This is a genomic window from Salipiger pallidus (assembly GCF_014643635.1).
GTDB classification, from domain to species: Bacteria; Pseudomonadota; Alphaproteobacteria; order Rhodobacterales; family Rhodobacteraceae; genus Salipiger; species Salipiger pallidus.
This window is the reverse complement of the sequence record NZ_BMJV01000004.1, coordinates 186,405-197,849: the sequence shown is the minus strand read 5'-3', so window position 1 is coordinate 197,849 and position 11,445 is coordinate 186,405. Positions and strand designations below refer to the sequence as shown.

Genomic DNA, 11,445 nt, shown 5'->3' with positions numbered 1-11,445 from the left:
TCATCGCGATCAGAGTCCCGGCATCCTCCGCAGGTCCAGGGTCATGGGAAATTCCGGGTGCGGGTGCTCGGGCGCGGGCCAGTAGGAGCCGGGGGTATGGCCCAACTTCTCAAATCGCGCAAGTCGGCGCGCGTCAGCCTCGTTGCCGTTGACCGGGAAGGTCTCGTAGTTGCGCCCGCCCGGGTGCGCCACATGATAGGTGCAGCCCCCAAGCGCCCGGCCCGTCCAAGTGTCGAAGATGTCGAAGACCAGTGGCGCGTTCACCGGCAGCGTCGGGTGCAGCGCATCGCCGGGCTGCCACGCCTTGAAGCGTACGCCGCCCACCTTGACCCCGCCCGCATCGGTATCGGCCAGCGGCACAGGCCGCTTGTTGCAGGTGACGATGTAGCGGTCCGGGTCCATCGCCGTCAGCTGCACCTGCATCCGCTCCACCGAACTGTCGGTGTAGCGCACGGTACCACCGATGGCGCCGCGTTCCCCCAGCACATGCCACGGCTCGAGCGCCTGGTTGAGCTGAAGGTGAACGCCCTCGTATTCGACCTCGCCCGCGAAGGGGAAGCGGAACTCTTTCTGCGCCTCGTACCAGTCTGACCGGAAGTCGAACCCGTGGGACCGCAGGTCGCGCAGCACCTCGAGGAAATCCTGCCACACGAAATAGGGCAGCATAAAACGGTCGTGCAGCGTCGTGCCCCAGCGCACCGGGCGGCCCTGCACCGGCTCTTTCCAGAACCGCGCCAGCAGCGCCCGGATGAGCACCTGCTGGGCAAGGCTCATGCGCGGGTCGGGCGGCATCTCGAAGCCGCGGAATTCCACGAGGCCAAGCCGTCCGGTGGGCCCGTCGGGCGAAAACAGCTTGTCGATGCAGATCTCGGCCCTGTGCGTGTTGCCGGTCACGTCGATCAGCATGTTACGCAGCAGCCGGTCCGTCAGCCACGGCTGCGGCGGCTCGCCCTGGCCCGGGCTGGGGAAATGCGACAGCGCGATTTCCAGCTCGTAGAGGCTGTCATGCCGCGCCTCGTCGATGCGCGGCGCCTGCGACGTCGGGCCGATGAAGAGCCCGCTGAAGAGGTACGACAGCGACGGGTGGCGCAGCCAATAGAGGATGAGCGAGCGCATCAGATCTGGCCGCCGCAGGAACGGGCTGTCGAGCGTCGTCTCGCCGCCCACCACCACGTGGTTGCCACCTCCGGTGCCAGTGTGCTTGCCATCGATCATGAACTTGTCTGCGCCAAGGCGGCTCTGGCGCGCCTCTTCGTAGACGGTTTCGGTGATCTCCTTGCAGTCCTCCCAAGAGTGTGCGGGATGGATGTTCACCTCGATCACACCCGGATCGGGTGCCACGCGGATCACGTTCATGCGGCTGTCATGCGGGGGCGTGTAGCCCTCGATATGGATGGGCAGGCCCAGCTCTTCGGCAGTTTCCTCGGCGGCGGCCAGCAGTTCGAGGTAATCATCCAGCGTCTCGACCGGCGGCATGAAGAGGCACAGCCGCCCGTCGCGCGGCTCGATGGCGATGGCGGTGCGGACCTGTCCGCCCGCCGGATCGACGCCCTGCTCCATGACCTTCTGGCGGCGGCCCGCGTCGCGCGCCACGCTCACCGGCTGGTCGCGGCCTTCGGTGATCTCGGGCAGGATATCGGCCTGCTCCTGCGCAATCTGCTCTTCCTCCTGCGCAATGCGCGCAAGCTCCTCCATCAGGGCGCGGCGCTTTTCCTCGCGCTCGGCGTGGAAATCGGGCAGCGGCTCCACCGGCACCGTGGGATCGGCGGGATAGACGTAAGGATAGGCCGAAGGCGCGATGTAGGGCAGCGCGCCCAGCGGCAGGCGGAAGCCCACGGGGCTGTCACCGGGCACGAGGAACAGGTGGCCGCGGCGGGTCTTCCAATGCTCGGACCGCCAGCGGGTCGAGGGCTGGTGCTTGCTCTGCCACATACGCTGAAGCGGCAGCACGTAGCCCGCCGGTTTCTCGAGGCCGCGGGTAAAGACCTTGGCAATGCGTGCCCGCGCCTCGGGGTCTTTGAGCTTGTTGTCCTCGGGCGTCACGTTGGCGGGCAGGTCCGCTTCCTTTAGGATCCAATCCACCGGATCCTCAAAGGTGGGATGGACGTAATCCCCATCCACCCCGAGGTGTTCCGCGAAGGTCGACAGGAACTGGTCCGCCTGCTCGGCCGTCGCCCCCTTGGCGGTTTCGCGGGCCACGAGATCCGAGTTCTTCCAGATCGGCTTGCCGTCGCGCCGCCAGTAGAGCGAGAAGGTCCAGCGCGGCAGCGTCTCGCCGGGATACCACTTGCCCTGCCCGTAATGGAGGAAGCCCCCCGGCGCGAAGCGGTCCCTCAGGCGGCGGATCAGGATGTCGGCGCGGTCACGCTTGGTGGGGCCGACGGCGGCGGTATTCCATTCGGCGCTTTCGAAATCATCGATGGATACGAAAGTCGGCTCGCCACCCATCGTCAGGCGCATGTCCTGCGCCTTGATGACCTCATCCACCTTGTTGCCCAGCGCATCTAGCGCATCCCACGCCTCTTCCGAGAACGGCTTGGTGATGCGCGGATGCTCGGCGGTGCGGGTCACCGTCATGTCGAAGTCGAAATCAACCTTGGGGCTGCCCACGGCGGAAAAGCCCCCGGTGATGGGCGCGGCGTTGCGGTAATGCGGGGTTGCAGCAAGGGGGATGTGGCTCTCGCCCGTCAGCAGCCCCGAGGTCGGGTCAAGCCCGATCCAGCCCGCGCCGGGCAGGAAGACCTCGCACCATGCGTGCAGGTCGGTGAAGTCGTGATCTGTCCCCGAGGGGCCGTCGAGCGCCTGAAGGTCCGGCTTCAGCTGGATGAGATAGCCCGAACAGAACCGCGCGGCGAACCCTAAGTGGCGCAGGATCTGCACCAGCAGCCACGATGTGTCCCGGCACGATCCGCGCCCCTGCTGAAGCGTCTCTTCCGGGGTCTGCACCCCGGGCTCGAGCCGCACGATATAGTCGATGTGCTTCTGAAGCTTGGCGTTGATGTCCACGAGGAAGTTGACGGTGTTCACCGGCTCGCGCGGGATGGTCTTGAGGTAATCCTCAAGGTGCGGCCCCACCGGTTCCGGGGTGCGGTAGATCTCGAGATCCGAGCGGAATTCCTCGGGGTATTCGAAGGGCCACTCCTCGCCCTCCTCGTCCACGAAGAAGTCGAACGGGTTGTAGACGGTCATGTCGGCGACAAGATCGACCTCGATCTTGAACTCGGTCACCGGCTCGGGAAAGACGAAGCGGGCCAGCCAGTTGCCATAGGGATCCTGCTGGTGGCTGACGAAATGCCCCGACGGCGCCACCTTGAGCGAATGCGAGATGACGCGCGTGCGAGAATGCGGCGCCGGGCGCAGGCGGATCAGCTGCGGACCGAGGGTCACGGGCCGGTCGTACTTGTAATGCGTGAGGTGGTGGATGCTTGCCGTGATGGCCATGGAACGCCCTTGTCGTCTGAAACTGCCGTCGCTCTGGTACTGGTCTTTCCGGGATCGTCCGAAGGAGCAGAGCCGTTAACCATGGTCTTGTAAAGGCTTGTGAGCGGATCCCCCTTCGCGCTGCGCGGGTCCGCGCCACCTCTGCCCAAGCGCAGGGCGGGCAACCATCAGACACCATCATGAAAAGGCCCGGCACGGGACCGGGCATCGGGGCATCGTTCAACGCGAGGGGGGCGGTCAGGCAGACGCCGCGCCGCGCCACCGTCGATCTGGTAATAGGCGCCGGTGATGAAGCCGGCTTTGTCGCCTGCAAGGAACAGCATCAGGTGGGCGAACTCGGCCGCCTCGGCGTACCGCCCCATCGACCCGGATTTCTCGAACTCCTCACGGGCCTAATCCTCATGTCCCTTGCGGGCATGGGGCTCGACCGAGCTCATCATCTGCGTGTCCCCCCCGAGGGGCAAACCGCGTTGACCCGGATGCCATTCCCGGCCACCTCGAGCGCCACGCTCTTGTTTATCCCGATCAGCGCATGCTTCAAGGCGACACAGGCGCTCTTGCCGGGTCCCCCAGTGGGCGTCCGTTGGATGCGGAAGTGACGATGGTGCCCGAACCTTGGGTCTTCCTCTGCGCCACGACGTGCTTGCGCCCTATGGCCGCGCCGGTCACGTTGATGCCCAGCACCGTCTGGTAGTTCTCGAATGTCAGCTCTTCGGTCGGCTTGATGACGCCGTTGATGCTGGCGTTGTTCACGAAGCGGTCGATGCGGCCATATGCTTCAACGGTGCGCGCCACGTAGTCCTTGACGCCCCTTGCACCGACACGTCCGCTGTCAGCAGCAACGCGCCCTCGATGTCACCCGCAGCCTCCTCGAGCGCGTCACGCTTGGGTTCCACAAGCGCCAGCTTCGCACCCTCTGCCGCGAACTTGCGCGCCGCCGCGATGCCGATGCCTCCCGCCGCGCGATCACGATTATGACCTTGTCCTTGAACTCAATGATACTCTCCTTGTTGGCCCAAAGACCCCTGCACGCCTTGGTATATCATTTGGTAAGGCAGGGAGGCGGGCCAAACAGCGACAGATGCACAGCCCAGTATGCATCAGGGCTCGGACCCCGCCTGCTCCGGGCCACGGACCGCCTATGGCCAGGCGCGGGACCGGCAAACTACCGCGCCTGCCGCCCCTCCTACCTTGGTCTTGATGACACAGGGGCGGCGCGGGTTCAGACTGCACTCAGCTCCGGGTGGAGGATCCGGCGCTACAGGAGGATTTTATCATGAACGTCATGTCCCAGACGGAAGGCAAGTACGCCTCCCCCTTCAAGACCCGCTACGACAACTTCATCGGCGGCAAGTTCGTCCCACCCGTCGGCGGCGAGTATTTCGAGAACATCACCCCGATCACCGGCCAGACGGTGTGCGAGATCCCCAAGTCCGGCGCCGCCGACGTGGAGCTGGCGCTCGATGCCGCCCATGCAGCGCGCGAGGCCTGGGGCAAGACTTCGGCTGCCGAGCGGTCGAACATCATCCTCAAGATCGCTGACCGCATCGAGGAAAACCTCGAGCTTCTTGCCCAGGCCGAAACCTGGGACAATGGCAAGCCGATCCGCGAGACGATGAACGCCGACATCCCGCTGGCGGTGGACCACTTCCGCTACTTCGCCGGTGTCCTGCGCGCGCAGGAAGGCAACATGTCCGAGATCGACCAAGACACCGTGGCCTACCATTACCATGAGCCGCTGGGAGTGGTGGGGCAGATCATCCCGTGGAACTTCTCGATCCTGATGGCGGCATGGAAGCTGGCCCCGGCGCTGGCGGCAGGCAACTGCATCGTGCTGAAACCGGCGGAACAGACCCCCGCCGCGATCCTCGTGCTGGTCGAGCTGATCGCCGACCTGCTGCCGGACGGCGTGCTGAACATCGTCAACGGCATGGGCCCGGACGTGGGCGGCCCGCTGGCCCGCTCCAAGCGCATCGCCAAGATCGCCTTCACCGGATCGACCGCAACGGGCCGCAAGATCATGGAAGCGGCGACCGAAAACCTCATTCCCGTGACGCTGGAACTGGGCGGCAAATCCCCCAACATCTTCTTCTCGGACGTGATGGCAGAAGACGACGCCTTCCTCGACAAGGCGGTGGAAGGCTTCGTGCTCTTTGCCTTCAACCAGGGCGAGGTCTGCACCTGCCCGTCCCGCGCCCTCATCCAGGAGGACATCTACGAGGAATTCATCGCCCGCTGCATCGAGCGCGTGAAGGCCATCAAGCAGGGCGACCCGCGCGAGATGGACACCATGGTGGGCGCGCAGGCCTCGGCCGAGCAGCAGGAAAAGATCCTGTCCTACCTCACCATCGGTCGTGAAGAAGGGGCCGAATGCCTCGTGGGCGGCGCGGCGGCCAGCTTCGACGGCGATCTGTCGAGCGGGTACTATATCCAGCCGACCATCCTGAAGGGCCACAACAAGATGCGGGTCTTCCAGGAGGAAATCTTTGGCCCCGTGGTGTCGGTGACGACCTTCAAGGACGAGGCAGAGGCGCTCGCCATCGCGAATGACACCATGTATGGCCTTGGTGCCGGGGTGTGGACCCGCGATGCGACCCGCTGCTACCGCTTCGGCCGCGCCATCGAGGCAGGCCGGGTGTGGGTCAACAACTACCACGCCTACCCGGCCCACGCAGCCTTTGGCGGCTACAAGCAGTCGGGCATCGGGCGCGAGAACCACAAGATGATGCTGGACCACTACCAGCAGACCAAGAACATCCTGATGAGCTACAACCCCAACAAGCTCGGGTTCTTCTGATCCTCCCACCCCGGAGCCCTTACGCTTCGGGGAACACACGCGCCGCCACGGCGCCTCGGGTGCCGCTCCGACAGGGGCGGCGCCTTTGCGTTGCGGCCTGGTATGTGGCGTCATGCCCTGAATCTGGGTGCGCGGCCACACGCTTGAGGCGATTGCGCTCCAGTTCCCGTCTCCTGTACGACTGTGGAAAACACAGGACAGGCCAGATGATACCGACCTACCAAGATTGCATGAGACCCACGCTCGAAGCCGCATTGAACGGCAAGCGCCATATCTCGGCGGTCGTCGAAGAGCTGGCCGATCACTTTCAGCTGACCGAGGATGAAAGGGCGCAAGTCCTGCCCAGCGGCAAGCAGACCATAATCAGGAACCGGGTCCATTGGGCGCGTTCCTACCTGAAACAGGCCGGGCTGGTCCGCAATCCCCAGCGCGGGTGGTACGAGTTGACCGAAACAGGCCGACAGGTCGCGTTGGATCGGGATCAGCAGGTCAACAGCGATTTCCTTCGCAACTTCGACCAGTTCAACGATTTTCTTCAGCGTTCCAAAGGGGACGTCGGTGACGATCCGGTTCCGGCGGCTCCGGCACCGCAATCGCAGACCACCCCGGACGAGGACATCCTGCAGGCCTACAAGCTGCTCAACGACACGCTGGCGGCCAACCTTCTTGAACAGGTGCGCGACGCATCGCCCGCCTTCTTCGAGGATCTGCTCGTCGATCTGCTGCTGCAGATGGGTTACGGAGGATCCAGCGAAGAAGCGGGCCGGGCCCTTGGCCGCAGCGGCGACAACGGCATCGACGGGGTGATCGACCAGGATCCGCTCGGGGTCGACCAGATCTACATTCAGGCCAAGCGCTATGCCGATGGCAACACCGTCGGTTCGGGTGACATCCGCGACTTCTTCGGCGCACTGAACATCCGCAGGGCGACGAAGGGGATATTCTTCACGACCTCGGCCTTCACCGCCTCGGCCCGGGAAACCGCCGATGCGCTGGGGACCCGGATCATCCTCATCGACGGCACCCAGCTTGCCCGGCTGATGATCCGCTACAACGTGGGCTGCCGTGACAGGACCGTGCTGCACGTCAAGCAGATCGACGAAAGCTATTTCGACGACGCGGGCTGAGACCCACCCCACCTTGGTCGCATCGGCAGCCCGCGCCGCTCCGGCTACCGTCTGGCAATGCAACTATTTCTTGCCCTGCTCCTGTGCCTGACCGCCTTCACTGCCCGTGCCGAGCCCCTCGACCGCGCGGCGATGGAGCGCTTCGTCTATGCGCCCTATGCCCTCGGAGAGCCGGTCAGCGACGATGGCGTGTGGGAGCTTCTGAACTCCGGCGGGGCGCTGGCAGGCTATGCGCTTGAGACTGGGCAAATCGCCCCCCTGCCTGGCTTCTCCGGCGCGCCGATCAATCTCTTCGTGATGATGGACCTCGAGGGGCAGTTCCTCAACGTCCGCCTCATCGAACATAACGAGCCGATCTTCGTCTCGGGCCTCGGAGAGGCACCGTTCAGGGGGTTCCTCGAACAGTACGCCGGGCACTCCGTGTCGCAGGGCATGGTGGTGGGGCAAGGCGACGATGCATCGGGGCTCGTGCATCTCGACGGGGTGACCAAGGCCACCGCCAGCGTACGCATCGCCCATGAAAGCCTCATGGCCGCCACCCGCGAGATCGCCCGTGAAAAGCTTGGCGGCGTCTCTGCCGGCCCCCCCGCGCGGCCCGATCCAGACCACGACGAGGCGCTGGACTGGGACGCGCTGACCCAAGGCGGCATCGCCACCCATGCGCATCTGACCAACGCCGAGGCGGATGCGCTGTTCGCCAGCACGGTCTGGGCCGATGACGACCCCGAGGGCGCCTCTGATCCGCAGGGCGCGTATCTTGACCTTTGGGTTGTGGACATCGGCCCGCGCAGCATCGCCCGAGCGGTGCTCTCCGAGGACACGCTGGCCGAGCTGGACCGCTTCCTTGCCATCTCCCCTGACGAAGAGCCGCTGCTGCTGATCGAGACCGGGCGGCACGGGCTGGTGTCGGATGCCTTCATCCGCAACACCGCCCCCGACCGGCTGGCGGCACAGCAGGACTCGCTACCTATCGCGCTGCGCGACGCGGACCTGCTGGTGGACCTGTCACCGGACCTGCCCGAGGCGCTGCATGATGGCACCGCGATGATCCTGCGCACCGACCGGCGGCTTGGGTTCGACCCGTCCCGCGACTGGACATTGACCGTCGAGGTGGTGCGCGAACATGGCATGTTCCAGCCCCAGATCGGGCGCCAGGAGATCGACGTGCCCGTCACCACGCCCGAGCGCTTCTTCCTGCGCCCCGAGCCCGTCCGCACCCTGCCGCCATGGCGCGAGGCGATCAGGGCGCGGCAGGCGGACTTGCTGGTGCTCGGGGCCTTCCTTGCGCTGATGCTGCTCGCGGTGGGGCCGCTTCAGCGCCGTATGGCCGGGATGCGGGGCTTTACCGCCATTCGCCTCACGCTGCTGGCGGCGATGACGGGCTTCGTCGGCTTCTGGGGACAAGGGCAGCTGTCGGTGGTCACCCCGCTAGCGGTGCTGCGCACGGGCCTCGATGGAGGCAGCTTTGCCTTCCTGCTTTATGATCCGTTCTCGCTCATGGTGTGGGCGGCGGCTGCGATTGGCTTTGTCCTTTGGGGGCGCGGGTTCTTCTGCGGCTGGCTCTGCCCATTCGGGGCGCTGCAGGAGTTTGCGGCCCACCTCGGTCGCCAGCTGCGCCTGCCGCAGATCGAGCCATCGCCGCTCTGGGACAAGCGGCTGAAATGGCTGAAATACGCAGTTCTGGGAAGCATGATTTTGACGGTCTTCGTGGCTCCTGCAAGGATCGACACCGTGGCCGAGTTCGAGCCGTTCAAGACCGCCATCACCACCGTCTTCCTGCGGGCCTGGCCCTTCGTGCTCTGGGCGGCAGGACTGCTGGTGCTCTCCATGGTGCTGTTCAAGGGCTTTTGCCGCTACCTCTGCCCCTTGGGAGCGGTCATGGCCATCGGTGGCCTGCTGCGCGGGCGCGACTGGATCGCCCGGCGCGAGGACTGTGGATCGCCCTGCCAGCTGTGCCGGGTGCGGTGTCGCTACGGGGCCATCGAGAAGACCGGGAAGATCGACTATTCCGAATGTTTCCAGTGCCTCGATTGCGTGCAGATCCACGACGATCCGCAACAATGCGTGCCGCTTGTGCTGGCGGGGCGGCAGGTGCGCAGAGCGACCAACCTGCGTCCTCTCAAGGCGAGCCCACCGGCAGAGTAGCGTTTCCGTCCCCGCCCTGAGAACTGGCCAAAGAGCTGCTCCAACCGACCTGAGCGCAGGCGGCCGGAGACGAAAACCCCCGGCTCGATGAGTCCGCGTGCGGAAGAACTATCCGGGCGTGGCCCGGGGGCCCCTAAAAGTACGCAGCAACCAGAGACAGAGACAGCGTCAGCGTCAGCGTCAGCGTCAGCGACGTAGCTGCCACCCTCCCCGGCAAGCAAACCGGGCGGAGGCCCCGCCCCCGCCCCTTCCGGCGTTTTAGGCCCGGTCAGCGCTCGGGCGCGAGGTGGCTGACGCCCCACTCCTCGAAGATCGCCCCGATGCGCCCGTCCTCGAGCCCGGCGCGGATGGCATCATCCACCGCGTAACCCAGCGCCCGGTAGGCCATGTGCACCGAAACGCCCACGGTCCACTTGGAAACCGCGAAGCCCGGCAAGGGCGGGCGGTGGATCGCCACGCCGTCCCGTACGCCGTATTCGAGCTGTGCCAGCGGCCCCATGGCCGCCATGGTCTCACCCATGCCCAGCGCCTCCATCGCCGCCTCGGAGGTGGGATAGCGCCGTACACCCTGCGACAACTGCCCGCCCGCAAAGGAACCAAGGTAGAAGTCCGAGATGGAATCATTCTCAACCGCAACCGTGTCGAAACGGAAATAGGCGGGGACCGGAGGATCGTCGGGATAGGCATCCTGCCGGTAGGCAATCGCCACCTCCTCGGCAGCATATTGCCCGGTAAAGACCACCTGTTCGATACGGCAGGCGTAGGCGCTGTCATAGGGCACGTGCAGCATCACGTTCGACACCCGCCCACCGACCACCGCGCCCTTCCAGACGTAGTTGCGCAGGTCCGCATCAAGGTTCTCGCCCGCGCCCACGAGGCGAAAGCGCGGCTCGACCCCAAGCTCTGCCGCGATGAGCCGCCCGATCTCGATGTCGATGCCGCGCGGCTCGCCCTCGTCCTCGAAAGACCACGGGGCGAAATCCTCGTAGGCGGCGAACTCGATCCAGCCGCGGTCAATGATCTCGTCGAGGTCCTTGCCCACGATGTCGCGGCCTGCGTTCTGGGGTTTGGGCTGGGGCACCCAATCCTCGCAACGCGCATGGGCCGGACCTGCGATCGCAAGCCCGGCCAGCGCGGCCACCAAGTGACGGCGCTTCATGTCAATGCGCCGCGGACAGCCCGATCGTCAGGGTCTCCGCCGCCTTGGCGGTGGCCGACGGATCGGCTTCAAGAAGGTTGGCCGCGCGGAAGGCGATGCTGTCCGCCACCGGCGCGCCCGAGAGGGTCTCGATCTCGCCGGCGACCTCGCGCAGGCGGGCGGTGACGGCGGGCACGTCCGCGTCTCCGGCGGCAAGATGGTCGCGGATCTCGGCAAGCTCGTCCGACACATCCTCAACCGCCGCATCGTCGGGGCGGGTTTCCACGTAGGTGCGGATCGCCCAGGCGGCCTTCTGTCCCAGCAGCTCGCCGAAGGCGGGCATCTTGGTGATGCCGTTCTGGGTGTATCCGTCGCGGAAGCGTTCGATGAACCACTCGTCGCCGTATTCCTCCGCCTCGAGGAACCGCAGGTCGGGGGCCAGCCCGCCCGAGATGACCTCGAGCCCGTGGCAACGCGCGCAGTTCTGGGTGTAGCCCGACTCGCCCAGGGAAACGGCGGTTTTCCAGACGTCATCCCCCTGATCGCGATAGGGATTTTCCGACAGCCATTCCTCGCCCACATCGGGCAGCGCATCGGTGTTCATGGGCTGCGGGGCGACATCGCCATGGGCCAGCGCCATGCCCGCGACAAGCATTGCCGCCAGGGCGCTCACGCCTCGGATCGTGTTTTTGGACATCGGGACCTCCTCCGTTTCCATTGCTTGCCCCATCGGTAGCAACAGCCCCGAGGCGGCTAAATGCGACCTTGGTCCTGAAACCGGGGGTTCTGCGACCATG

The 11,445-nt window shown here is 65.7% G+C and carries 9 protein-coding genes; 3 read left to right on the top strand and 6 right to left on the bottom strand.

Annotated elements, in window-relative coordinates; translation table 11 throughout:
- Window positions 1-9: 9 nt before the first annotated feature.
- From IEX41_RS10980 to IEX41_RS21710, 4 genes are all read right to left on the bottom strand, one after another.
- Complete coding sequence (locus tag IEX41_RS10980; protein WP_188790298.1) at window positions 10-3,441, bottom strand: transglutaminase family protein; 3,432 nt, start codon at window positions 3,439-3,441, stop codon at window positions 10-12.
- A 167-nt stretch (window positions 3,442-3,608) separates the two neighbouring features.
- Window positions 3,609-3,803 carry a hypothetical protein gene (locus IEX41_RS21720; protein WP_277874176.1) on the bottom strand — a complete coding sequence of 65 codons (195 nt, stop codon included), beginning with the start codon at window positions 3,801-3,803 and terminating at the stop codon, window positions 3,609-3,611.
- Window positions 3,804-3,877: 74 nt separating this feature from the next.
- A complete protein-coding gene (locus IEX41_RS21715) occupies window positions 3,878-3,982 on the bottom strand; it encodes an SDR family oxidoreductase (protein ID WP_277874175.1) in 105 nt (34 codons plus the stop codon).
- A complete protein-coding gene (locus tag IEX41_RS21710; protein ID WP_277874174.1) occupies window positions 3,979-4,236 on the bottom strand; it encodes an SDR family NAD(P)-dependent oxidoreductase in 258 nt (85 codons plus the stop codon). Before IEX41_RS21710 ends, IEX41_RS21715 begins: the two co-directional genes overlap by 4 nt.
- A 481-nt stretch (window positions 4,237-4,717) precedes the next feature.
- Here IEX41_RS21710 and adh point away from each other — a divergent pair, with 481 nt between their 5' ends.
- The 3 genes from adh (at window position 4,718) to IEX41_RS10960 (ending at window position 9,510) form a co-directional block, all read left to right on the top strand.
- On the top strand, window positions 4,718-6,238 hold the full coding sequence (adh, locus tag IEX41_RS10970) for an aldehyde dehydrogenase (protein WP_188790297.1): 1,521 nt from the start codon (window positions 4,718-4,720) through the stop codon (window positions 6,236-6,238).
- 206 nt (window positions 6,239-6,444) lie between these two features.
- Complete coding sequence (locus tag IEX41_RS10965; RefSeq protein ID WP_188790296.1) at window positions 6,445-7,365, top strand: restriction endonuclease; 921 nt, start codon at window positions 6,445-6,447, stop codon at window positions 7,363-7,365.
- A gap of 57 nt (window positions 7,366-7,422) precedes the next feature.
- The gene (locus tag IEX41_RS10960; protein ID WP_188790295.1) at window positions 7,423-9,510 is read left to right on the top strand and encodes a 4Fe-4S binding protein; all 2,088 of its coding nucleotides are present in this window, start codon (window positions 7,423-7,425) and stop codon (window positions 9,508-9,510) included.
- A 268-nt stretch (window positions 9,511-9,778) separates the two neighbouring features.
- On the opposite strand, the gene IEX41_RS10955 is transcribed toward IEX41_RS10960, so the two are convergent.
- The gene (locus tag IEX41_RS10955; RefSeq protein ID WP_188790294.1) at window positions 9,779-10,669 is read right to left on the bottom strand and encodes a substrate-binding periplasmic protein; all 891 of its coding nucleotides are present in this window, start codon (window positions 10,667-10,669) and stop codon (window positions 9,779-9,781) included.
- Between the two features lies 1 nt (window position 10,670).
- A complete protein-coding gene (gene pedF, locus IEX41_RS10950; protein WP_188790293.1) occupies window positions 10,671-11,345 on the bottom strand; it encodes a cytochrome c-550 PedF in 675 nt (224 codons plus the stop codon).
- Window positions 11,346-11,445 lie beyond the last annotated feature (100 nt).